The organism is Streptomyces sp. NPDC090025 (genome assembly GCF_044748125.1).
In the GTDB taxonomy this organism is placed as follows: Bacteria; Actinomycetota; Actinomycetes; order Streptomycetales; family Streptomycetaceae; genus Streptomyces.
In genome coordinates this window covers 102107-124237 of sequence record NZ_JBIVFL010000015.1, presented here as the reverse complement: position 1 = coordinate 124237, position 22131 = coordinate 102107, and the positions used below count along the sequence as shown (strand labels likewise).

The following is a 22131-nucleotide window of genomic DNA, read 5'->3' as shown; positions in this document are numbered from 1 at the left end:
GGCGAGCAGCTTCTCGTACGGGTCGAGGGTGCAGGGGTCAGCCGACCGGGGCCGCCGCCGGGGCTCCGGACGGCGCCGGGGTGCCGGTGTCCGGCGTGCCCGGGGATCCGGCCGACCGGCCCGCCGCGCGCCGACCGCCGATCAGCACGGCCGCGAGACCGGCCGCCGCCCACAGCGCCAGGATCAGCAGCGGCGTCCCGGCGCCCGCCCCGTCGAAGGACGACACCGAGCGCAGGGCGGTGCCCGCCGCGCCCGGCGGCAGCCACTGGCCGAGGGTGCCGACCGGCGCGGGCAGCAGCTCGGGCGCGCTGGTGATGCCGGAGAAGGGGTTGCCGAGCAGCACCATCAGGACCGCGCCGAGGCCGATGCCCGGCTTGCCGACGAGCGCCGCGATGCCCGCGATCGCCGAGCCGACGGCGAGCACGGTGAGCGCGAGCACCCCGGCCTCCGCCCACCAGGCGCCTTCGAGCGCGCCGAGCCAGCTGTCGGCCAGGCTCGCGCCGACCACGCCCGCAAGGAGTGCCGCCCCGAGCAGCGCGAGCGCGGCACGGGCGCCGCGCAGGCCGAGCAGCGTCGCCACGATCCCGGCCGCGGCCCCGGCCATGACCAGCGGCAGCAGCCCGGCCCCGAGCACCGCGCCGCGCGGATCGGCGGCGGGCGCCGGGACGACGTCGGTCACCTTGGGCACGGCGCCCGGCGGCAGCTGGGCGGCGACCGCCTCCTTCAGGAGCCCCGCGACCACCGGGCCCGCGGCGGTCGCGGTGAGCAGCTCGGGCCCCTGCGGGGTGACCACCACGGCGCCGTACACGGTCCGGTCCTCGATCGCGGCCCGGGCGGCGGCCGCGTCCGGGTAGCGGTGCACCTCGAAGGCGCCCTCGTGCGCGGCGAGCCGCTGTTCGAGGGCCGAGGTCGCGGTGGCGGGCCCGGCCACCCCGAGCGGCAGGTCGCGGGGCGCCATCCGGGCGGCGGGCCAGGCGAAGGCCCACAGGGCGAACGCGACGACCACCGGGACGAGCAGGATCACCGCGACGGTCTTCCGGCGGGCGACGGAGGCGGCGGCCGCGGCAGGTGCGGCGGTTGCGGGCATGGTGGAGCTCCCTCAATCAAAGAGAAGGATCGTTCGTTTTACGTGTTCCTCACTCTCCGCAGGAGTGTCGACGTTGTCAAGAATGAATGTTCGTTTTACGTTGGAGGCATGGCTCGTGTCTCCCAGGAACATCTCGACGCCCGCCGCCGCCAGATCCTCGACGGTGCCGCGCGCTGCTTCGCCCGCAACGGCTTCCACGCCACCTCCATGCAGGACGTCCTCGCCGAGGTGGGCCTCTCGGCCGGTGCCGTCTACCGCTACTTCGCGGGCAAGGAGGAGCTGATCGCGGCCATCGCCGACGAGGCGTTCGCCGGGATCCACGGCGCGTTCGAGGAGGCGTCCCGGCAGTCCCCGCCGCCCACCCCCGAGGTGCTGCTCGGCGCGGTGCTGCGACTGTTCCTGGAGGAGCGCATCCCGGGCGCCGACCGGCGCGCGTTCGCCCGGCTGATCCTCCAGGTGTGGAGCGAGACGGCGCGCGACGAACGGCTCGCCGCCAGCCTCCAGGACGGCTTCGACGGGATGCGGGTGCTCTGGACGAAGATCGTCGACGGCTACCGGGAGAGCGGCCTGCTCGCCGCCGACGTCCCCGCCGAACACCTGGCCCGCACCCTGATCGCCGTCGCCCAGGGATACATCGCCCAGCAGGCGCTGTTCGGCGACATCGACGTCACCATGCTGGAGGACGGGCTGCGTGGCCTGATGTCCATGTCGGTGTACGGCTCAGTCACCATGGACCCGCAAAGCGCGAGTTAACGCGTCGGAAAAACTTCCGCCCTAACGTGCAATGTCTGACGGGCGGCCCATCGACCCAGGTCAACAGAGTGTTGAAGCTGGGTAAGGTCCGCTGCTGTCCGGGGGAGCCCCCGGTGGACGTTTGTGAGGTGGAAGCGTGCAACTCAGCCCACACGAGCAGGAACGCCTGCTCATCCATGTCGCGGCCGACGTGGCCGAGAAGCGCCGGGCCCGTGGCGTACGCCTCAATCACCCCGAGGCCGTCGCCCTCATCACCGCGCACGTCCTGGAGGGCGCCCGGGACGGCCGTACCGTCGCCGAACTCATGGCCACCGGCCGCAAGGTGCTGACCCGCGACGAGGTCATGGACGGCATCTCCGAGATGATCCACGACGTCCAGGTCGAGGCCACCTTCCCGGACGGGACCAAGCTGGTCACCGTCCATGACCCGATCGTGTGAAGGCGGGCCGTCAACGATGATCCCCGGCGAAATCCTTTACGGGGACGGCCCGGTGGCCCTCAACGAGGGGCGCCCCGTCACCCGGCTCACCGTCCTCAACGCGGCCGACCGGCCCGTCCAGGTCGGCTCCCACTACCACTTCGCCGAGGCCAACCCGGGCCTCGACTTCGACCGCGCCGCCGCCCGCGGCCTGCGCCTGCACATCGCCGCGGGCACCGCCGTGCGCTTCGAGCCGGGCGTCCCGGTCGAGGTCGAACTGGTGCCGATCGCGGGCCGCCGGATCGTGCCGGGGCTGCGCGGCGAGACCGCAGGACCGCTTGACGGTGCCGCCCAGGCCGCCCCGGCCGCCCAGTCCGTCGGCGCGCCCGCCGCCGACCCCACCGCCCCCGAGACGAACGGAGGCGACCGTGCCTGAGCTGCACCGCGCCGTGTACGCCGACCTGTTCGGCCCCACCACCGGCGACCGCATCCGGCTCGCCGACACCGATCTGCTCGTGGAGATCGAGGAGGACCGCTCCGGCGGCCCCGGACGCGCGGGCGAGGAAGCCGTGTTCGGCGGCGGCAAGGTCATCCGCGAGTCGATGGGCCAGTCCCGCACCACCCGCGCCGAAGGCGCCCCGGACACCGTCATCACCGGCGCCGTCGTCATCGACCACTGGGGCGTCGTCAAGGCCGACATCGGCATCCGCGACGGCCGCATCACCGCCCTCGGCAAGGCCGGGAACCCCGACACCATGGACGGCGTCCACCCCGACCTGGTCATCGGCCCCGAGACCGAGGTGATCGTCGGCAACGGGCGGATCGTCACCGCGGGCGCGGTCGACACCCATGTCCACTTCATCTCGCCGACCGTCGTCGACCAGGCCCTCGCCACCGGCGTCACCACCCTCGTCGGTGGCGGCACCGGACCCGCCGAGGGCACCAAGGCCACCACCATCACCCCCGGGCCCTGGCACATGGCCCGGATGTTCGAGGCGCTCGACACCTTCCCGGTCAACATCGGCCTGCTCGGCAAGGGCAACACGATGTCCCGCGACGCCATGCACTCCCAACTGCGCGGCGGCGCCCTCGGATTCAAGATCCACGAGGACTGGGGCGCCACCCCCGCCGTCATCGACGCCTGCCTCGACGTCTGCGAGGAGACCGGCGCCCAGCTGGCCATCCACACCGACACCCTCAACGAGGCCGGGTTCGTCGGCGACACCCTCGCCGCCATCGCGGGCCGCACCATCCACGCGTACCACACCGAGGGTGCGGGCGGCGGGCACGCGCCGGACATCATCACCGTGGTCTCCGAGCCGCACGTGCTGCCCAGCTCGACCAACCCGACCCGGCCGCACACCGTCAACACCATCGAGGAACACCTCGACATGCTGATGGTCTGCCACCACCTCAACCCGGCCGTCCCCGAGGACCTCGCCTTCGCCGAGTCCCGCATCCGGCCGTCCACCATCGCCGCCGAGGACGTGCTGCACGACCTCGGCGCCATCTCGATCATCTCCTCCGACTCGCAGGCCATGGGCCGCATCGGCGAGGTGATCATGCGGACCTGGCAGACCGCGCACGTGATGAAGAAGCGCCGCGGCCCGCTGCCCGGCGACGGCGCCGCCGACAACCACCGGGCCCGCCGCTATGTCGCCAAGTACACGATCAACCCGGCGGTCGCCCAGGGCATGGGCCACCTGATCGGCTCGGTCGAGCCCGGCAAGCTCGCCGACCTGGTGCTCTGGGAGCCGGCCTTCTTCGGCGTGAAGCCGCTCGTCGTGGTCAAGGGCGGCCAGATCGCCTACGCCCAGCTCGGCGACGCCAACGCCTCCATCCCGACGCCCCAGCCGGTGCTGCCCCGGCCCATGTTCGGCGCGCTCGGCCGGGCCGCCGCCGCCGGATCGGTCAACTTCGTGGCCCAGGCCGCCCTGGAGGACGACCTGCCGCAGAAGCTCGGCGTGGCCAAGGAGTTCACCGCCATCGGCTCCACCCGGCGGATCACCAAGGCCGACATGCGGGAGAACGACGCGACCCCCCGGGTCGAGGTCGACGCCGACACCTTCTCGGTGACCATCGACGGCGAACCGGTCGAACCGGCCCCCGCCGTCGAACTCCCCATGGCCCAGCGTTACTTCCTCTTCTGAGCGCCGAGCAGACCACCATGTCACGCTCCGCACTCCTGGTGCTCGCCGACGGACGCTTCCCCGCCGGCGGGCACGCCCACTCGGGCGGCGCCGAAGCCGCCGTCAAGGCCGGCCGGATCACCGACGCGGCGGGCCTGCTCGCCTTCTGCCGCGGCCGGCTGCACACCACCGGCCTCACCTCGGCGGCGCTCGCCGCCGCCGCGGCACTCGGCGCCGACCCGGACGGGCTCGACGCCGCCGCCGACGCCCGCACCCCCTCGCCCGCGCTGCGCACCACGAGCCGCCGGCTCGGCCGGCAGCTGATGCGGGCCGCCAGGGCCGCCTGGCCGAGCCCCGAACTCGACCGGCTGGCCGCCGCGTTCCCGCGCGGCGCCCACCAGCCGGTCGTGCTCGGCACCACCGCGCGCGCCGCCGGACTCGGCCCCGAGGACGCCGCCCACTGCGTCGCGTACGAGACCGTCGGCGGCCCCGCCACGGCCGTCGTCCGACTGCTCGGGCTCGACCCGTTCCAGGCCACCGCCGTGCTCGCCCGGCTCGCCCCGGACCTGGACGAGACCGCCACGCGCGCCGCCGAGCGGGCGCGGACCGCGCTCACCGACGGCCTCGACACCCTGCCCGCGGCCTCCGCCCCGCTGCTCGACCTCACCGCCGAACAGCACGCGGCCTGGCCGGTCCGCCTGTTCGCCTCCTGACCCCACCGGTGGCCGGTGCCCCGCGCCCCGGCCCGTACCCCCGCCCCCGCCGTCCCGTCCTCCCGTCCCGCAAGGAGCCGTCACCCATGCACCTCGACCACGGCCACGACCACCACTCCGCCGTCTCCGCCGACGCCCACCGCCCCGACGGCACCCGCCGGGCCCTGCGCATCGGCCTCGGCGGCCCGGTCGGCTCCGGCAAGACCGCCACCGTCGCCGCCCTCTGCCGGGAACTGCGCGACACCCTCTCGCTCGCCGTCGTCACCAACGACATCTACACCCGCGAGGACGCCGAGTTCCTGCTCCGCGAGGCCGTCCTGCCGCCCGAGCGGATCACCGCCGTCGAGACCGGCGCCTGCCCGCACACCGCCATCCGCGACGACATCTCCGCCAACCTCGAAGCCGTCGAGGACCTGGAGGACAGCGTCGGACCGCTCGACCTCGTCCTCGTCGAGTCCGGCGGCGACAACCTCACCGCCACCTTCTCCAAGGGCCTCGTCGACGCCCAGATCTTCGTCATCGACGTGGCCGGCGGCGACGACATCCCGCGCAAGGGCGGCCCCGGCGTCACCACCGCCGACCTGCTCGTCATCAACAAGACCGACCTCGCCCCGTACGTCGGCTCCGACCTGGCCCGGATGGCGAGCGACGCCAAGGAGCAGCGCGGCGAACTCCCCGTCGCCCTCCAGTCGCTGCGCGGCCCCGACGGCGTCGGCCCGGTGGCCGGCTGGGTCCGCGAACGCCTCGCCGCCTGGACCGCCTGACCATGGACCGCATGAGCCTGGCCGCCACCGCGCGGATCGTCGCGGCGGCGGACGGCGGACTGCCGGTCCTGACCGGTGAGGGCCCGCTCGCGCCGCGCCGCACCCGGGCCACCGGCCCGTACACCCGGGTCACCGTCGTCGGCGCGATGAGCGCCCCGCTCGGCGGCGACCGGCTCGCCCTGCACACCGAGGTACGAGACGGGGCGCGGCTGCTCGTCGACTCGGCCGCGGCCACCGTCGCGCTGCCCGGCCGGGGCGGCGCGCCCGCCACGTACGACCTCGTCCTCACCGTCGGCGAGGACGCCGAGCTGCGCTGGCTGCCCGAGCAGCTGGTGTCGGCGGCCGGTTCGGAGCTGCGGATGCGCACCGTCGTCGACCTCGCGCCCACCGCCCGGCTCGTGCTCCGCGAGGAACAGGTCCTCGGGCGGCACGCGGAAGAGCCCGGCACCCTGCTCAGCCGCCTCACCGTGCGCCGGGCCGGTCGCCCGCTGCTCGACCAGGAGCTCGGCTACGGCCCCGGCGCGCCCGGTGGCTGGGACGGGCCCGCCGTCCTCGCCGGGCACCGGGCGACCGGCCAGCTCCTCGTCGTCGACCCGGAGTTCGCCGACCGCCCGGTGGAAACCAGGCTGCTCGGCGAGCACGCCGTCGTCGCGCCGCTCGCCGGACCCGCCGCCCTGGTCACCGCCGTCGCCCCGGACGCCCTGGTGCTGCGCCGCGCCCTCGACGAGGCACTGGCCGAACTGGCGCCGGAGCGGGTGGGCTCAGGCCACGGCATCCGGTGACACGGTCACCGAGGTGCGCTCCGACTCGGCGCCGTCCGTGGTCAGGGCGAAGGCCCTGATCACCTGGCGGTCCGCGGGCCAGGCCCGGGCCGGCGCCCAGGTCCAGTGGCCGTCCGGTGCGACGGGGGCGGTGCCGAGCCGGGTGCCCCGCTCCCAGAACTGCACCGCGACCGCGCCCGGGGCGGTGCCCGCGAGCCGTGCCGTCGGGCCTTCGGGTCCCGGCAGGACCGCCGAGGACGTGACCACCGGCGGAGCCACCCAGCTGCCGGGGCGCGCGGTGGCCGCGAGGTGGGCGTGCAGCGCCGTCCGGTCGGCCCCGGGATCCTCGTGACCGTTGCGGACGAAGCCGAGGCGCGGCGCCATCCCGTCGGCGAGGAGGTTCACCAGGCCCAGGACGACGGGCACGTTCCGGCCCGCCACCCGGGTGTGGTCGGGCACGTACGGGGAGTCGGTGAACACGAAGTTGAAGTTCTCGTGGCCGTGGAAGAGCAGCAGGAAGGGCTCGATCTGCTCGGGGTACTGGGCGTCGGCGGGCGAGGAGAACACATACAGGTTGGCGCCGGGGTTCCGGCCCTCGCGCACCAGGTCCGGCAGGCACGCGTCGAGTTCCCGGGCGGCCGCCCCGTCGGTGTCCTCGCCCAGCATGAAGCGGGCGGTCACCGGATGGACCCGCCGCACGTAGCTGCCGATGGCGAACTGCGGCGCTATCGCCAGGACGTTGCGGAAGCCGTACGTCAGGCCGAACCACAGGGCCGCGCTCGCCCCCTTGGAGCTGCCGAGCAGCGTGCAGTCCTGACGGGTGAGCGCGAGCGCGGCCAGGAAGCCGTCGATGAGCCCGGCCACCGACCGCTCGACCGAGAACTCCCCTTCCCTGCACAGGTAGTAGGAATTGTGGCCGTCGAACCGGTCCCGGATCCACAGCACGTTGGCGCGCACCCCGTCGAGCACGCCGTTGGACCAGCCGTAGTCCTCGGGCGCGTCGAAGTTGGCGAAGACCACGAGGAGGTGCCGGTTGCCGTTGCGGGCCGCCTGGAACCGGTAGTCGACCGGGAGTTCGCCGGAGGTGTCGGTGCCGGTGTGCAGGGGACGGCCGAGGGACGAAGGGGCGGTGCGAGCGGCGGGGACGGTGGGGGCGGTGGGGGACATCGGATCTGTTGCCTTTCCGGTTCGGGTCACGCGGCCCGGTCGAGTGCGGCGGGGGAGTGGGCGGGCACGCCGAGCATGCGGTCGACGACCCGGCCCGCCGCGTGGCCGTCGTCGAGTCCGCAGAAGTCCCGCCGGAACCTGCGGTAGGGCAGGGCGTACCGCTCGCGCAGGCCGTCCGCGTCGCGGATGGCGTCGACCAGCTCGGGCGAGGTGGCGAGGAGCGGGCCTGGCGCCGCCGCCTCGAAGTCGAAGTAGAAGCCGCGCAGCGTGTCCCGGTAGTGGCCGAGGTCGTAGGTGAAGAACAGCATCGGACGGCCGGTGTTCGCGAAGTCGAACATCAGCGACGAGTAGTCCGTCACCAGGACGTCCGTGACGAGCATGAGGTCGGCGATGTCCGAGTAGTCCGTCACGTCCCGGACGAAGCCGTCGCCCGCGCCGGGCACCGGGTCCACCACGTTGGGGTGCCGGCGGACCAGCAGGACGTGGTCGTCGCCGAGCCGTCGCCGCGCGTCCGCCAGATCGATCCGGAAGTCGAACCTGTACCGGCCGGGCCCGTAGTGGAGGTGGTCCCGCCACGTCGGGGCGTACAGGACGACCCGCTTGCCGTCCGGCAGCCCCAGGCGGCGCCGCACCGCCGCCGCCCGCTCGGCGCGGTCGGGCGCGTACAGGACGTCGTTGCGCGGGTAGCCGGTCTCCAGGAGCTCACCGCCGAAGCCGAAGGCCCGGCGCATGATCGGCGTCGAGAACCGGTTCGGCGAGACCAGCATCGACCACTGGCCGACCTCGGTGGGCAGCCGCTCCAGGTAGTCGCGGTCCGCGAAGCGCGGGGACTCGATGTCGTGCCCGATCTTCTTCAGCGGGGTGCCGTGCCAGGTCTGGACGACGGTCTGCCCCTCGCGGCGCCGGAACCAGGGGGGCAGGTGGTTGTTGAACACGAGGTGGCGGGAGCGGGCGAGCGCCTCGTACCACTCGGGCGACCACATGCGGACCGCGCGGGCGTTCGCGGGCACCTGGATCTGGTCGTCCCGGACCACCCACAGCAGTTCCAGGCCGGTGCCGCGCCGGGTGAGCTCGTCGAACACGGCACGCGGGCTGTCCGAGAGCTGGGTGCCGCGGAAGCTGTCGAACAGCACGGCCTCGCGGAGCGGCTTGCGGCGCGCCGCCGGATAGTGCCGGGTGCGCAGCAGCCTCTGCCGGTACGGGCCGCGCCCCTCGACCGGCATCGCGGAGTGCGCGAGCAGCGTCAGCCGGTCGTGCCACTGCGTCTGCACGTCGTAGCGGCGGTCGTCCGACGTGCCCCGTACCGGCATCTCGGCGATCAGCCTCCGGTGGGCGCGGCACGGCACGTCCACCGGGGGCAGCCCCGCGCCCCGGCCGACCCGCAGATCGAGGTCCCACCGGCCGGAGGCCAGCGGGGCGGACCCGTTCGGGCCCGTCACGTGCGCCGGGTCGAGCGAGACCTGGAAACGGCCGCCCACCGAGCGCACGGGGAAGGTCCTCTCCTGCCGTCCGGCCCGCTTGCGGACCACCAGGCGCAGCTCGGCCCGCTGCCGCTCCGACAGCCGGGAGAGCCCGGGGAACGCCCCGACGAGGGTCAGCGTGCCGTCCTGTGCCCAGTGGCACGCGTCGGCCACGGGTGCCTCGGCGCGCTCGAACAGCACCAGGAAGCCCTGGGCGTTGGCGTGCACGACGACCTCACGGCCGGATCCTTCCGCCGGGGTGCCGTCGGCGGCGGGCGGCGCGGGGTAGCAGCCGTCGGGGGTCTCCGGGGCGACGACGGGGTAGTAGGGGCGCTCGCGTCCGGGGATGTGGAGGGTGGTCTTCCAGCCGTGGATGCCGGAGGTGTCCGTGGCGCCGGGAGTCCCCGGTACCGCCGGTACGGGCGGTGCCCCGGGTGTGCCTGTTGTGTCTGTTGTGTCTGTTGCGGCCGGGCTGCCCGGGCCTTCGGGGGACGTGGCCCGTGCCCCGGCCGTACGTGCCCGGCGCGGGCGGCCCGCACCGAGCGGGCGGACCGGGACGCGGGTGCGGAAGCGGCACCAGCCCGGGCCGCCGGGGGTGAACACGACGTCGGCCTGCTGCTCGGCCACGCCGGAAAGCGCCCGCAGCCGCAGCGTGCCCGACGCGGGCACCTGGTCGGCCAGCAGCACGCCGGACAGTTCCAGGTGGTCACCGCGCAGCGCGTGGCCGGTGACGCGGCAGCGGACCCGCTCGACCCGCAGTTTCAGCACGCCGTCGACGAACAGCGGCACCACCCGGGTGTTCCGGTCCAGCTGGAGCGGGGCCGGGTGGGACGCGGTGCACGCGTCGCCCGCGATCAGGCTCTTGTACCGGAACACGCCCCGGCTGAGCGCGCCGACGGCCACGTCCCAGGTGCCCTCGACCCACGCGCCGCCGTGCCGGAGCCGACGCGGGTCGATGACGGTCTCGAAGCCGGACCAGTCGTAGGAGTAGCGGTCCTGGCCCGAGTGCTCGGTGGCCTCCGGGGCGTACGTCGTCCTGGCCCGCTGCACCATGATCCGCGAGGACAGCTTCTTGTTGCGGAGCGCGACCGCCTTGACGGTGTGCCGCCGCTTCGAGACGTCCAGATTGCGGATGTACGCGCGGCCCGAGAGCCGCAGTTTTCCGTCCTCCCAGACCGCCGAGGTCAGCGAACCGCGCATCGAGAACTCCTCGCGCAGCCGGGAGGCGTCGCGCGGGACCCCGACCGAGCGGTCGCCCAGGTAGGGGTGGTCGAGGTGACGGCGGAACCGGCGGCGGACCGGCACAGGACCGCGGTTGTCCCGCTCCCACCGGACCAGGTCGAGGAGTTCGGCCAGCTTGCCCGCCCGTACCAGGTGCCACTTGACGCGATCGGCGGCGCGCAGCCCGTCGATCACGTCCGGCGCCGCCTCGTCGACGAACGCGTTGGCCTGCGCCATGAACAGGGCACGGCACTCGTCGTCCGCCTCCGGCAGGGCCTTGAGGTGGATCATGAGGTCGGAGCCGAGCACCGCCCGGTCGTAGCGGCGCTTGTGGTCGGCGTACTCGGCCCCCTGCCCGCCGAGGAACCGGCTCACCTCGCGCACCGCGGTGAAGCGGTCGCGCACATTGGTCAGCGAGTGGTTGAGCTGGGTGATGGACGGGGCGGCGCCCCCGTCCCGGCGGCGCCAGAAGTAGACCGGGGTGGCGACCACGTCCACCGCCTCCGCGCGGTGGTGGGCGTAGAGGTTGACCCAGATGTCCTCGTAGAGCACGCCCTCCGGGTAGCTGATCCGGTGCCGGTCCCAGAAGGACCGCCGGAACACCTTGTTCCACACCGTCCTGTCGTAGATCAGGTCGTGCTTGCGGGTGATGTGGGTGCGCCGCCGGTCACGGCGCAGCACGGGGTGGTGGAGGTCCGAGGCCCACGACGTGTGCGAGTTCATCATCCGGACGTTCCCGGAGGCGAAGTCGGATCCGGTCTCCCTGAGCGTGCCGATCAGGAGCTCGTAGGCGTGGTCCGGGACGAGGTCGTCGCCGTCCGCGAACGCGAGGAACTCGGCGTCCGGGTCCGCCGCGCGCAGCCCGGTGTTCCGGGCGTGGCCGGGACCGTGCGCCTGCTGCCGGACGAGCCGGAAGCGCGGGTCCTCGCGGCAGAACTCGGCCGCGAGCCGCGCGCTGCCGTCGGTCGAGCCGTCGTCGACGAGGACGGCCTCGAAGTCCTCGAAGCTCTGCGCCGCGAGGGACTCCAGACAGGCGGTGAGGTACTGCTCCACGTTCTGGAACGGCACGACGATGCTGAGCTGCGGGGACATCGGGTCAGGCTCCTTCGACCCCCTGGTCGCTTCGGGGCGGCGCCTGTGCGGGCCGCCGTCAGGGGCACCGTCTCGACGTTAGGGAGCCGGAAGCCGACCGTGTGTGGACGGATGTCGACGCGGTGTGGACCGGAAGCGTCAACGGGTCCCGGGGCGTGCGGCCCGTCCGGGCGGGTCGTACGGCCCCGCCCGGAGGGCCGGACGTCCCGGATCGGACATCCGCGCGAAGCCGGCGGCGGTCAGCCGTCGCCGAGTCCGGCCCGGTGCGCGTAGAGCGCCGCCTGTGCCCGGTTGTCCAGGTCCAGCTTGGCGAGCAGCCGTGACACGTACGTCCGTACGGTGGTCTCGGCGAGGTGGAGTTCGGCCGCGATGTCCCGGTTGGACCTGCCCTGCCCGAGCCGGACCAGGATCTCCCGCTCCCGGGCGCTCAGCGAGGCGGTGGCGGTGGTGGCGGAGCCGGGACCGGGCGGCGCGGGAGCGGCCGTGTAGGCGCGTTCGATGAGGGCGCGCATGAGCTCGGGCGCCAGGACCGGGTCACCCTCGTGGACGGTGCGGACGGCCGAGATCAACTGGGCCGGTCTGCTGCCCTTGAGCAGGAAGCCGTCCGCGCCCGCCCGCATCGCCCGCTCCAGGTTCCGCTCGTCCCCGAAGGTGGTCACGACGAGGATCCGGGGCCGCGGGGTGAGGGCGCGCAGCCGGGGGATCGCGGCGTGCCCGTCGGCGCGCGGCATGTGGAGGTCGAGGATCACGACGTCGGGGAGCAGGGCGCGCGCCACGGCCACGGCCTCGTTGCCGTCCGCGGCCTCCCCGGCCACCACGATGTCGTCCGCCGAACCGAGGATCACGGAGAGCCCCGCCCGTACGAGCTGTTCGTCGTCGGCCAGCAGTACCCGGATCCGAACGGCCGGGACGGTGGCGGAGGGGCCGGTCGGGCCGGTCGGGCGGGCCGGGTCTGCCGGGTCGCTCGGGTGCATCACGCGTCCTTGGGGAGATCGGCCTCGACGAGGAAACCGCCGTCGTGGGTGGGGCCGAAACGCACGGTGCCGCCGAGGAGGCGGGCCCGCTCCTGCAGGCCCGCGAGTCCGAGGCCGGTGCCGGGGACGAGCCGGTCGGCGGGCCGCGCCGGGGGATCGTTGCGCACCCGCAGGCGCAGCCGCTCGCCGTCCACCCGCACGCGCACCTCGACGGCGGCGCCGGGCGCGTACTTGACCGCGTTCGTCACGGCCTCCTGGGCGATCCGGTAGGCGGCGAGCCGCGTTCCCCGCCCGGCCCGCGCGAGGGTGTCGGCGGCCCCGGTGGCATCCACCGCCGTACCCAACGCCGCCACCCTGTCGACCAGTTCGCGCAGGTCGGCGCTGGCGGCCGTCGACGGATCGGGCTGCTCACCGGACGCGCCCTCACGGAGCACCGCGTACCACGCCCGGATGTCGTCCAGGGTGCTCTGGGCCGTGTCCTGCAGGTCGACCGCGGCCCGCCGGGTCTCCTCGTCCCTGGCGCTCACCTCCAGAGCGCCCGCCCGCAGCATCATCAGCGTCACGCCGTGTGCCACCGTGTCGTGCAACTCCCGCTGAATCAGGGCACGTTCGCGGGCGGCGGCCTGGTCGGCCCGCAGTTCCGCGTTGCGCAGCAGCAGGTCACGTCGGCCGGCCGTCGTGTGCAGGGCGTTGCCGAGGAGGCCGGGCAGCCAGACCACGGTCGCGACAAGGAGCGGGACGTCGATCGGCAGGAGTCCGCCCGCCAGCCGGTTCACGAGCACCAGGCCCGCGCTCGCCCCCACGAGCCAGGGCACCCAGCCCCGTGCGGAGTTCCGGGTGACGATGAGGCAGGCGTAGGCCAGTACGGCGCTGTTCGCGGAGACGAAGGTCGCGGCCAGGGCGAGCGGGATGAGCAGCGGACGCGGCACGCGCAGGGTGGCGACCAGCGCGATGGCCGCCAGTTGGACCACCAGGTCGAACGGCACGGGGAGGGGTGCCGGGTCCGCCTCAGGACCCCAGCGGCTGAGAGCCGCGAGGACCGCCCATCCGGCCATGACGAGCCCGAGTCCCCGGGTCACCGCGGTCTGCCGGTCCGACGGCGGGAAGACCCGGACCCGGAGGTCCCGGTAGCGGGACCTGGAACCGAGTGTGATCACATTCAGCATCATATAGATCGATATGTCTGTTCAGGGTGATTCATTCCGCCGGTCACGCACCCCGGCCCGCGTCGGACCATGTCGCGCGCACCCACCGGGGGTTCACCGCTGAGCGGTACTCAGGTCACCGGTTATTGGTTCGGTAAAGAAACACGTGTACGCCCTTTTACCCGTGGCCCCGTTGACGAAAGGATCCCCCGGACAGTCCACGCCTTGGCGCTGCCACGGGGGCGGCGCCCACTTTGGGGGAGGGACCACTTGCGACGTACAGCGGTGTTCGGCTCGGCCGGCACTCTGATAACGGGCACGCTGATAGCCACGGCGCTCGCCACTCCGGCGGCGAGCGCCCACAGCCGACACGACCGGGACGACGAGGCCCGTGGCGCGGCGGTGGCCGCCGCCCGGGCCGAGAAGGCCGGGATCGACTGGCAGGACTGCCCCGCCGACTGGGGGCTCGAGAAGCCCATCCAGTGCGGCTGGGTCACCGTCCCGGTCGACTACGCCCGTCCGTACGGCAAGCAGATCAAGATCGCCGTCGACCGCGCCCTGGCCACCGGCACGCCCGCCGAGAAGCAGGGCTCGCTCGTCTACAACCCCGGCGGCCCCGGCGGCTCCGGGCTCCGCTTCCCGCGCCGGGTGACCACCGGCAACAAGATCTGGGCGAACGCGGCCAAGGCGTACGACTTCGTGGGCTTCGACCCGCGCGGCGTCGGCCACTCCGCGCCCATCTCCTGCGTCGACCCGACCGACTTCGTGCGCGGGCCGAAGCTCGACCCGGTGCCGGACACCGAGGCCGACAAGCGCGCCCAGCGCAAGCTGGCCGCCGAGTACGCCGCGGGCTGCGCCGAGAAGAGCGGCGACCTGCTGCCCTACATGACGACCCGCAACACCGCCCGCGACCTCGACGTCGTCCGGGCCGCGCTCGGCGAGAAGAAGCTCAACTTCGTCGGCGTCTCCTACGGCACCTACCTCGGCGCCGTCTACGGCACCCTGTACCCGGACCACGTCCGCCGCATGGTGGTCGACAGCGTGGTCAACCCGGCGAAGAGCAACATCTGGTACCAGGCCAACCTGGAGCAGGACATCGCCTTCGAGGGCCGCCTCAAGGACTGGATGAACTGGGTCGCCGAGCACGACGACACCTACCACCTGGGCAAGACCTACGGTGAGGTCAACCAGCAGTGGGTGACCCTGCGCGCCGCCGCCAAGAAGAACCCCCTCGGTGGCAAGGTCGGCCCGGCCGAGCTCATCGGCTTCTTCCAGAGCGCCCCGTACTACGACTCCTCGTGGGCCCCGGTCGCCGAGGCGTGGAGCGCCTACGCCGCCGGTGACCCGCAGCCGCTGATCGACGGCGCCGCCGCCGACCTCACCGACACGGCGGGCAACATCGCGTCGGAGAACGGCAACGCCGTCTACACCGCCGTCGAGTGCGCCGACGCGCCCTGGCCGACGGACTGGAAGACCTGGAACCGGGACAACTCCCGGCTCCACGAGAAGTACCCGTTCATGACCTGGGCCAACGCCTGGATGAACCTGCCCTGCGCCACCTGGTCCGCGCCGCGCCAGCGGCCGACCGAGGTGAAGACGGGCAAGGGCCTCCCGCCGGTGCTCATCGTCCAGTCCGAGCGGGACGCGGCGACGCCGTACGCGGGCGCCGTCGAGCTGCACAAGCGCTTCAAGGGTTCGCGTCTGATCACCGAGAAGAACGCCGGTTCGCACGGTGTCACCAACCTGGCGAACTCCTGCATCAACCCCAAGGTGGAGACCTACCTGCTCACCGGCAAGGTCGACAGCCGTGACGTGACGTGCGAGCCGCACGCCGCGCCGCAGCCGTAACACCCCGCAGCACCCGCACAACGGCACAGGGAGGGGCGGTCGCCGCACGGCGACCGCCCCTTCGCGCGTCGGCGCGTCCGTGGGTCAGCGCGCCGCCAGCCAGGCGTCCTCGGCCGCGTAGTCGAAGAAGTCCACCCCGTACCGCACCAGACCGGGGAAGGCGTCCCGCCAGTCCCGCTCCGCCACCGTCGCCGCCAGGAACTCGATCGTGCCGGGCAGCGACTCCGCGTACCCGACCACCGCCCGGTAGCCCAGCTCCCGCTCCGCCGCCGTCATGTCGCAGACCATCGGGCGGGGCGTCGTCCACGGCGTGTAGCCGACCATGTCGTCCCCGGGCGGCCCGTCGAACAGGACCGTCTCGCTGGTCACGCCCATCGCCGCGTCGATCGCCGCGCCGATCTCGGCCACCGAAGGCGCCTGCGGATCGGCCGCGTTGAGCACCCGGGTCCCGGGCCGCGCGGCGGCGAGCCGGACCAGCTCCGCCAGATTGTCGACATGGACGGGGTGGAACACCGACCGCCCGCCCTCCGCCAGGATCCGCACAGGCCGCCCGTCCAGGGCCCGCTTCACGAACCACAGCTCGCGCGGACCGGGACTGTACGGGCCGTGCACGGCCGTCGCCCGCAGCAGGGTGGTCGGCAGGGACTCGCCCGCCGCCACCAACTCCCGTTCGAGCGCCACCTTGCGGGTGCTGTACGAGCTGTCACCGGGTGCCACCGTGCCGAGGGTCTCCGGGATCGGCAGCGGATAGTCCGGGAAGCCGTCCGGCTCGTCCTGGGTGTCGAAGTTACGGCCCTGGGCGTCCTGGTACACGGCGGCACTGGAGATCACCACCGCCGACCCGATCCGGTCCGCCAGGCCCCGCAACTGCCGTCCGTGGCCCTCGTGGTACGCCACGACGTCCACCAGCACATCGGTGCCCGCCCCGAGCGCGCGGCCGAGCGCCCCCTCCTCGTCACGGTCCACCGCCACCGACCGGACCTCCACCGGCCATGCCTCGTCCCGGCCGCCCCGGCGCGAGGCGGCGGTCACCTCCCAGCCGTCCGCGACGAGCGCCCGCACGGCCGCCCGCCCCACCTGTCCCGTAGCTCCCAGCACGAACGCGTTTCCCTTGGTCATGGCCGAGACGCTACGGGCCGGACGCCGGGCCGCCCAGAGCCGTTCGCCCTGCGCGGATCCGCTCAGGGCGTGTCCGCCGGTGGCTGAATCCGTTCCTGCCCCCCGGGCCCCGGCCGTCAGCCGCCGCTCACCCCCGGCGCGACCGGATCAGCTCCATCAGCTTCGCGTGCGTCGCCGCGTCCGCCGCGACCACCAGGCCCTCGCCGCCGCCCTCAGGTCCGAGCGGGGCGCCGTCGATCCCGGTCACCACGCACCCGGCCGCCCGGCACAGCGCGATCCCGGCGGCGAAGTGCACACTGCCCGTCAGATCGCCGCCGTCGGTGACGTAGGCGGCCCGCTTCCCCGCCGCCACCCAGGCCACCGCGAGCGTCGTCGACACCACCCGGGGCCGGAACCCGGCCACGAAGCCGGGGTGGGCCAGCAGGTCGACGGCCCGGAACCCGGGCGCGTGCGGGAACGGCGGATCGAGGTTCACGTCCACCAGCGCGCTGTCCGCCGTCGGCGCCAGCGGGGTGTCCGCCCCGGCCCGCCGCACCCAGGCGCCGCCGCCGTCGGTGTGGAACACCTCGTCCTCGAACGGGTCGGCCACCGCCGCCGCCCCGCCGCGCAGGGCCACGTTGACCGCCACCAGCCTGCTGCCCACCGCGAAGTTGAGCGTCCCGCAGAGCGGATCGACCAGCCAGGTCCGGCCCGCGTCGGCCGCGCCCCGCCGCCCGCCCTCCTCGCCGTGCACCGCGTCGCCGGGCCGGGCCGCCCGCAGCACCGCGAGGATCGCCTCCTCGGCCGCCACGTCGGCATCGGTGGCGAAGTCCCCCGCGCCCTTGTCGATCCGGGCCGTCACCCGCCCGTACCGGGCCCGCACCGCCCGCGCCCCGGCCAGCGCGGCGGTGACCGCCACCGCCGAGTCAGAGTCCGAGTCCGACTCCGAGGCCACGCGCCCGTCCGTACCGGTCAGTTCGTCGAGCGGCTCCGCACCGCTGATGTCGATCATGACGGGCACCCTACCGAGGGGCCCTACCGGGCGGCCGGGCCGTCCCCGCCCCCGCCGCGCCGGGCCGCCGCCTCCGCCGCCTTCACCTCGGCCGCGTACGCGTCCACGTACTCCTGCCCGGACAGCCGCATGATCGCGTACATGATCTCGTCGGTGACCGCCCGCACCACCGCCTTCTCGCCCGCCATGCCGTCGTAGCGGGAGAAGTCGAGCGGCTCGCCGAACCGCACGGTGACCCGCCGCACCCGGGGCACCACCCGCCCCGGCGGCTGGATCTCGAAGGTGCCGACCATCGCGCACGGCACCACCGGCACGCCCGCCCGCAGCGCCATCACCGCGACCCCGACCTTCCCCTTGTAGAGGCGGCCGTCGTGCGAGCGGGTGCCCTCCGGATAGATGCCGAGGAGCTCGCCGCGCCCGAGCACGCCCAGACCCTCCCGGATCGCGGCCTGCCCGGCCTCCTTGCCCGACCGGTCCACCGGGATCTGGCCCGCGCTGCGGAAGAACGCCGCCGTCAGCCGTCCCTTGAGGCCGGGCCCGGTGAAGTACTCCTGCTTCGCCAGGAAGGTGATCCGGCGGCTCAGCACCACCGGCATCAGGAAATGGTCCGAGAACGAGAGGTGGTTCCCGGCCACGATCGCCGCACCCTCCTCGGGGATGTGCTCCACCCCCGCCACCCGCGGCCGGAACAGCAGCCTGAGCAGCGGACCGAGGAGCACGTACTTCAGCACCTGGTAGAACAACCGACTACCCCCGTCCCTCGCACGAACAGAGCCACGCGGGAGCCCCCGCGAAGTTCCGCGAAGTCCCGCGCACCCTTTGTAACCAAGGCGGGGCGCGTGGTCCACTGGTGGGGAGGAGCGGGACCATGACAGGCGCGCGCGGGCACAGGCGTCCCGGCGCAGCCGCCACCGCCGTACTGTGCGCCGTGACGGCCGCCGGTCTGTACGGCTGCTCCGGCCCGGGCCCGTCGGAGCCCTCGCCGCACTCGACGCCCACCCCCGCGCCCGCCACCCCGCTCCCGACCGCGCCTGCGGCCGGTGTCTCCCCGCTCACCGGACTGCCCGCGCGCCCCGCCCCGGTGCTCGCGGTGAAGATCGACAACGTGCCCGCGGCCCGCCCGCACACCGGACTGACCGCCGCCGACCTCGTCTACGTCGAGCAGGTCGAGTCCGGCCAGACCCGGCTGATGGCCGTCTACTCCTCCCGGCTGCCGGACAGCGTCGGACCGGTGCGCAGCGCCCGCGAGTCCGACCTCGAACTCCTGCGGCAGTTCGACGCGCCCGTGCTGGCCTTCTCCGGTGCCCAGAGCGCCCTGACACCGATCCTGGAGGCCGCGCCGCCGCACCTGGTCGACGAGGGCGGCACCCCCGCCGCCTTCCGCCGCGACCCGGGCCGGTCCGCCCCGCACAACCTGTATCTGCGCCCCGGGGCCGCGCTCGCCGCCGCGCCCGGCGCGAGCCTGGTCAAGGACATCGGCTTCCGGTTCGGCCCGCTGCCACCGACCGCCGGCACCGGCACCGCCACCGGACCGGACGACGGCACCCCGGTCAACAGCCGCACCGTCCGCTTCCCGGCCGCCCGCTACACCTTCACCTGGGCACCCGCCGACCGCGCCTGGCACGTCACCATGGACGGCCGCCCCGACGGGCCGCTCGCCCCGGCCACCGTGGTGGTCCAGCACGTCACGATCCGGCCCTCGCGCTTCCACGACGTGCTCGGCGCCGTCTCCCCGTACACCGAGACCGTCGGCTCCGGCACCGCCGAGGTGCTGCGCGACGGGCGCGCCCACCCGGCCCGCTGGAGCAGACCGGACGCGAACGCGGGCACCGTCTTCACCACCCCGGCGGGCGCGCCGCTGACCTTCGCGCCGGGACAGGTCTGGGTGCTGCTCACCGGGACGCCATGACGGTACGGGCCGGGGCCCGCCGCCGCGAGCAGGACCGTACGGCAGGCGCTACGGCTGTGGCCCCGGGCGGCGCGGCCGTACCGGACGCCTGACCTGCTCGGCGCCCGCGTCCGCCGCGGCCATGCCGAGGGTGGCCACCCCCAGCACCATCCAGCCGAACCAGAGCCAGCCGCTGCTGCCGAGCGCCACCGTGTACGTGGTGGTCAGCACCAGGGCCGCGAAAGTGATCGCACCCATGGTCTTCGTGGGACCGGACATCATCGCTCCGCCCTCCTCCCCGACCATGGTCACCCCGGGGAGGGGGCGCGCGCCAGACTTCGGACGCCCCGGGCGTGCGCCGCCCTCGGGAGCTCCTGCCGCCGGAAGCTACTGCCCGCGGGCCTGGAGCGAGGCGAGGTAGGCGTTGTACGCCTCCAGCTCCTTGTCGCCGTCCCGGTCCGCGGCCCGGTCCTTGCGGACCGCCTGCCGCTGCTCGGAGTGGTACCACTGGTAGACCAGCGCGATCAGCACAAGGACCGACGGGATCTCGCTGAACGCCCACGCGATGCCGCCCGCCGCGTGCTGGTCGTCGAGCGGATTGATGCCGAGGGACGCGGGCGGATTGGCGTACACCTTCACCAGCGGCTCGCTCGCCATCATCATCGCGATGCCGAAGAAGGCGTGGAACGGCATCCCGGCGAACAGCTCCAGCATCCGCATCACATAGCCGGGCCGGTGCGGGCCCGGGTCGACGCCCATGATCGGCCAGAAGAAGACCAGGCCGACCGCGAGGAAGTGCAGCATCATCGCGATGTGGCCGGTCCGCGATCCCATCAGGAAGTCGAAGAGCGGCGTGAAGTAGAGCCCGTAGAGGCTCGCGATGAACATCGAGAGGGTGAACGCCGGATGCGTGACGATCCGCATGTACCGGCTGTGCAGCAGCTTCAGGAGCAGCTCGCGCGGCCCGAGCGAACCCCGCCCGGCCACCGGCAGCGCCCGCAGCGCCAGCGTCACCGGCGCGCCGAGCAGCAGCAGGATCGGCGACAGCATCGAGATGATCATGTGCTGCACCATGTGCACGCTGAACATGACCATGCCGTAGTCGTTGAGCTTGGTGCACATCACCAGGGCGATCGAGAGCACGCCCACCGTGAAGAACACCGTCCGGCTCACCGGCCAGGAGTCCCCGCGCCGCCGCAGCCGCGCCACGCCCCACCCGTACAGGCCGAGCGCGGCGACACAGCCGATCAGGAAGAACAGGTCGGGGGAGAACTCCAGCCCCCGCCCCAGCGTGAACGGCGGCAGATCCATGTTCATGCCGTGCCCGCTGTGATCCATGCGTCTACTCCTGCGGCCCGATTCGCGCTTCTTGTCCGCACCAGACTAGAACCGCCCCCGTTCGCGTTCGCGACCGGGGGCGGTTCCAGGGGCTTCCGGGACGCCGTCGGACCTCAGAGGACGTTCTCGGCCTCGGCGTAGCGGTCCGCCGGGACCGTCTTCAGCTGCTCGACCGCCTCGGCCAGCGGGACCAGTTCGATGTCGGTGCCGCGCAGCGCGGTCAGCATCCCGAAGTCGCCCCGGTGCGCCGCCTCCACCGCGTGCCAGCCGAAGCGGGTGGCGAGCACCCGGTCGTACGCGGTCGGCGTGCCGCCGCGCTGGACGTGCCCCAGGATCACCGGGCGTGCCTCCTTGCCGAGGCGCCGCTCCAGCTCGACGGAGAGCTGGTTGGCCACGCCGGTGAAGCGCTCGTGGCCGTAGATGTCGGTGCCCGCGGTCTTGAAGTCGAAGGTGGTGCCCTCGCGCGGCTTGGCGCCCTCGGCGACCACCACGATCGCGAAGCGCTTGCCGTCCTCGAAGCGGGCGCCGACCCGGGCGGTCAGCTCGTCGATGTCGAAGGGCCGCTCCGGCACCACGATGGCGTGCGCGCCGGCCGCCATGCCGGAGTGCAGCGCGATCCAGCCGGTGTGCCGGCCCATGACCTCGACGACCAGGCAGCGCTGGTGGGACTCGGCGGTGGTCTTCAGCCGGTCCAGGGCCTCGGTCGCCACCGTCACGGCGGTGTCGAAGCCGAAGGTGACGTCGGTCGACGCGATGTCGTTGTCGATGGTCTTCGGGACGCCGACGATCGGCAGCCCGGCCTCGGAGAGCAGATGGGCCGCCTTCAGGGTGCCCTCGCCGCCGATCGGGATGATCGCGTCGATGCCCAGGTCGGCGACGTGGCCGCGGGCCCGCTCGACCCCGCCGACCAGATGGGCGGGCTGGACCCGGGAGGACCCGAGGACGGTGCCGCCGCGGGCGAGGATGCCGCTCACCGCGTCCAGGTCGAGCTTGCGGTAGTCGGCCTCCAGCAGACCCCGCCACCCGTCGTGGAAACCGATGACCTCGTCACCGTGGTCGACGACGGCGCGGTGCACGACGGAGCGGATGACGGCGTTCAGACCGGGGCAGTCTCCGCCGGAGGTGAGCACACCAATGCGCATAGCCCAAAAACCTTTGCAACGTGGGCCGACTCCCGGACCACGTCGTCCGGCTGGATCCCCGTCACCCTATCGGTGCAGGGTGGCGGGGCCGAACCGGATGTCCGCACAATGGACAACGTAC

At 73.7% G+C, this 22131-nt stretch carries 19 protein-coding genes and 1 pseudogene; 9 read left to right on the top strand and 11 right to left on the bottom strand.

What is annotated here, in order from left to right; genetic code table 11:
- Window positions 1-37: 37 nt before the first annotated feature.
- Window positions 38-1087, bottom strand: coding sequence for an ABC transporter permease (locus tag ACIPXM_RS28740; RefSeq protein ID WP_401661224.1), 1050 nt, complete (start codon window positions 1085-1087; stop codon window positions 38-40).
- A 108-nt stretch (window positions 1088-1195) separates the two neighbouring features.
- Between ACIPXM_RS28740 and ACIPXM_RS28735 the strand changes: the two genes are divergently transcribed.
- The 7 genes and pseudogenes from ACIPXM_RS28735 (at window position 1196) to ACIPXM_RS28705 (ending at window position 6646) form a co-directional block, all read left to right on the top strand.
- Complete coding sequence (locus tag ACIPXM_RS28735) at window positions 1196-1840, top strand: TetR/AcrR family transcriptional regulator (protein WP_401661221.1); 645 nt, start codon at window positions 1196-1198, stop codon at window positions 1838-1840.
- A gap of 136 nt (window positions 1841-1976) precedes the next feature.
- Window positions 1977-2279, top strand: coding sequence for an urease subunit gamma (locus ACIPXM_RS28730; protein ID WP_401661219.1), 303 nt, complete (start codon window positions 1977-1979; stop codon window positions 2277-2279).
- A 16-nt stretch (window positions 2280-2295) separates the two neighbouring features.
- Window positions 2296-2601, top strand: a pseudogene (locus ACIPXM_RS28725) (urease subunit beta); the annotation flags it as partial.
- Between the two features lie 85 nt (window positions 2602-2686).
- Entirely contained in the window at window positions 2687-4408 is a 1722-nt protein-coding gene (locus ACIPXM_RS28720; protein WP_401661217.1) for an urease subunit alpha, read from the top strand.
- A 17-nt stretch (window positions 4409-4425) separates the two neighbouring features.
- A complete protein-coding gene (locus ACIPXM_RS28715) occupies window positions 4426-5100 on the top strand; it encodes an urease accessory protein UreF (protein WP_401661214.1) in 675 nt (224 codons plus the stop codon).
- Between the two features lie 86 nt (window positions 5101-5186).
- A complete protein-coding gene (gene ureG / locus ACIPXM_RS28710; RefSeq protein WP_401661211.1) occupies window positions 5187-5864 on the top strand; it encodes an urease accessory protein UreG in 678 nt (225 codons plus the stop codon).
- 11 nt (window positions 5865-5875) lie between these two features.
- Window positions 5876-6646: an urease accessory protein UreD gene (locus ACIPXM_RS28705; protein ID WP_401661208.1), complete on the top strand. Its 771-nt coding sequence runs from the start codon at window positions 5876-5878 to the stop codon at window positions 6644-6646.
- On the opposite strand, the gene ACIPXM_RS28700 is transcribed toward ACIPXM_RS28705, so the two are convergent.
- From ACIPXM_RS28700 to ACIPXM_RS28685, 4 genes are all read right to left on the bottom strand, one after another.
- Window positions 6626-7792 carry a hypothetical protein gene (locus ACIPXM_RS28700; protein ID WP_401661205.1) on the bottom strand — a complete coding sequence of 389 codons (1167 nt, stop codon included), beginning with the start codon at window positions 7790-7792 and terminating at the stop codon, window positions 6626-6628. The genes ACIPXM_RS28705 and ACIPXM_RS28700 overlap by 21 nt on opposite strands.
- 26 nt (window positions 7793-7818) lie before the next feature.
- Entirely contained in the window at window positions 7819-11565 is a 3747-nt protein-coding gene (locus ACIPXM_RS28695; protein ID WP_401661202.1) for a CDP-glycerol glycerophosphotransferase family protein, read from the bottom strand.
- Between the two features lie 239 nt (window positions 11566-11804).
- Window positions 11805-12539 carry a response regulator gene (locus ACIPXM_RS28690; protein ID WP_401661199.1) on the bottom strand — a complete coding sequence of 245 codons (735 nt, stop codon included), beginning with the start codon at window positions 12537-12539 and terminating at the stop codon, window positions 11805-11807.
- Window positions 12539-13696: a sensor histidine kinase gene (locus tag ACIPXM_RS28685; protein WP_401661197.1), complete on the bottom strand. Its 1158-nt coding sequence runs from the start codon at window positions 13694-13696 to the stop codon at window positions 12539-12541. The genes ACIPXM_RS28690 and ACIPXM_RS28685 overlap by 1 nt, the downstream gene beginning before the upstream one ends.
- A 258-nt stretch (window positions 13697-13954) precedes the next feature.
- On the opposite strand from ACIPXM_RS28685, the gene ACIPXM_RS28680 reads away from it, so the two are divergent.
- Window positions 13955-15532 (top strand): alpha/beta hydrolase, encoded by a 1578-nt coding sequence (locus ACIPXM_RS28680; protein ID WP_401661194.1) that lies wholly within the window; start codon window positions 13955-13957, stop codon window positions 15530-15532.
- Between the two features lie 84 nt (window positions 15533-15616).
- Here ACIPXM_RS28680 and ACIPXM_RS28675 read toward each other — a convergent pair whose 3' ends face one another.
- From ACIPXM_RS28675 to ACIPXM_RS28665, 3 genes are all read right to left on the bottom strand, one after another.
- A complete protein-coding gene (locus ACIPXM_RS28675) occupies window positions 15617-16651 on the bottom strand; it encodes an NAD-dependent epimerase/dehydratase family protein (RefSeq protein ID WP_401661191.1) in 1035 nt (344 codons plus the stop codon).
- A 127-nt stretch (window positions 16652-16778) separates the two neighbouring features.
- Window positions 16779-17642, bottom strand: coding sequence for an inositol monophosphatase family protein (locus tag ACIPXM_RS28670; RefSeq protein WP_401661188.1), 864 nt, complete (start codon window positions 17640-17642; stop codon window positions 16779-16781).
- A 23-nt stretch (window positions 17643-17665) separates the two neighbouring features.
- The gene (locus ACIPXM_RS28665) at window positions 17666-18385 is read right to left on the bottom strand and encodes a lysophospholipid acyltransferase family protein (RefSeq protein ID WP_401661186.1); all 720 of its coding nucleotides are present in this window, start codon (window positions 18383-18385) and stop codon (window positions 17666-17668) included.
- Between the two features lie 125 nt (window positions 18386-18510).
- On the opposite strand from ACIPXM_RS28665, the gene ACIPXM_RS28660 reads away from it, so the two are divergent.
- A complete protein-coding gene (locus ACIPXM_RS28660) occupies window positions 18511-19551 on the top strand; it encodes a DUF3048 domain-containing protein (protein ID WP_401661183.1) in 1041 nt (346 codons plus the stop codon).
- 48 nt (window positions 19552-19599) lie between these two features.
- Here ACIPXM_RS28660 and ACIPXM_RS28655 read toward each other — a convergent pair whose 3' ends face one another.
- The 3 genes from ACIPXM_RS28655 to ACIPXM_RS28645 all read right to left on the bottom strand — a co-directional run bounded on the left by ACIPXM_RS28655 (window position 19600) and on the right by ACIPXM_RS28645 (window position 22010).
- A complete protein-coding gene (locus tag ACIPXM_RS28655; RefSeq protein WP_401661457.1) occupies window positions 19600-19812 on the bottom strand; it encodes a hypothetical protein in 213 nt (70 codons plus the stop codon).
- Between the two features lie 105 nt (window positions 19813-19917).
- Window positions 19918-20868 carry a cytochrome c oxidase assembly protein gene (locus tag ACIPXM_RS28650; RefSeq protein ID WP_401661180.1) on the bottom strand — a complete coding sequence of 317 codons (951 nt, stop codon included), beginning with the start codon at window positions 20866-20868 and terminating at the stop codon, window positions 19918-19920.
- 113 nt (window positions 20869-20981) lie between these two features.
- Complete coding sequence (locus ACIPXM_RS28645) at window positions 20982-22010, bottom strand: 6-phosphofructokinase (protein ID WP_401661177.1); 1029 nt, start codon at window positions 22008-22010, stop codon at window positions 20982-20984.
- Between the last annotated feature and the right edge of the window lie 121 nt (window positions 22011-22131).

Excerpts from the sequence above, each read along its gene's own strand:
- ACIPXM_RS28645 (WP_401661177.1), bottom strand. The coding sequence starts at position 22,010 with ATGCGCATTGGTGTGCTCACCTCCGGCGGAGACTGCCCCGGTCTGAAC.
- ACIPXM_RS28670 (WP_401661188.1), bottom strand. The coding sequence starts at position 17,642 with ATGATCGACATCAGCGGTGCGGAGCCGCTCGACGAACTGACCGGTACG.
- ACIPXM_RS28740 (WP_401661224.1), bottom strand. The coding sequence starts at position 1,087 with ATGCCCGCAACCGCCGCACCTGCCGCGGCCGCCGCCTCCGTCGCCCGC.
- ACIPXM_RS28705 (WP_401661208.1), top strand. The coding sequence starts at position 5,876 with ATGAGCCTGGCCGCCACCGCGCGGATCGTCGCGGCGGCGGACGGCGGA.
- ACIPXM_RS28715 (WP_401661214.1), top strand. The coding sequence starts at position 4,426 with ATGTCACGCTCCGCACTCCTGGTGCTCGCCGACGGACGCTTCCCCGCC.
- ACIPXM_RS28675 (WP_401661191.1), bottom strand. The coding sequence starts at position 16,651 with ATGACCAAGGGAAACGCGTTCGTGCTGGGAGCTACGGGACAGGTGGGG.
- ACIPXM_RS28650 (WP_401661180.1), bottom strand. The coding sequence starts at position 20,868 with ATGGATCACAGCGGGCACGGCATGAACATGGATCTGCCGCCGTTCACG.
- ACIPXM_RS28655 (WP_401661457.1), bottom strand. The coding sequence starts at position 19,812 with ATGATGTCCGGTCCCACGAAGACCATGGGTGCGATCACTTTCGCGGCC.
- ACIPXM_RS28700 (WP_401661205.1), bottom strand. The coding sequence starts at position 7,792 with ATGTCCCCCACCGCCCCCACCGTCCCCGCCGCTCGCACCGCCCCTTCG.
- ureG (WP_401661211.1), top strand. The coding sequence starts at position 5,187 with ATGCACCTCGACCACGGCCACGACCACCACTCCGCCGTCTCCGCCGAC.
- ACIPXM_RS28690 (WP_401661199.1), bottom strand. The coding sequence starts at position 12,539 with ATGCACCCGAGCGACCCGGCAGACCCGGCCCGCCCGACCGGCCCGACC.
- ACIPXM_RS28660 (WP_401661183.1), top strand. The coding sequence starts at position 18,511 with ATGACAGGCGCGCGCGGGCACAGGCGTCCCGGCGCAGCCGCCACCGCC.
- ACIPXM_RS28695 (WP_401661202.1), bottom strand. The coding sequence starts at position 11,565 with ATGTCCCCGCAGCTCAGCATCGTCGTGCCGTTCCAGAACGTGGAGCAG.
- ACIPXM_RS28735 (WP_401661221.1), top strand. The coding sequence starts at position 1,196 with ATGGCTCGTGTCTCCCAGGAACATCTCGACGCCCGCCGCCGCCAGATC.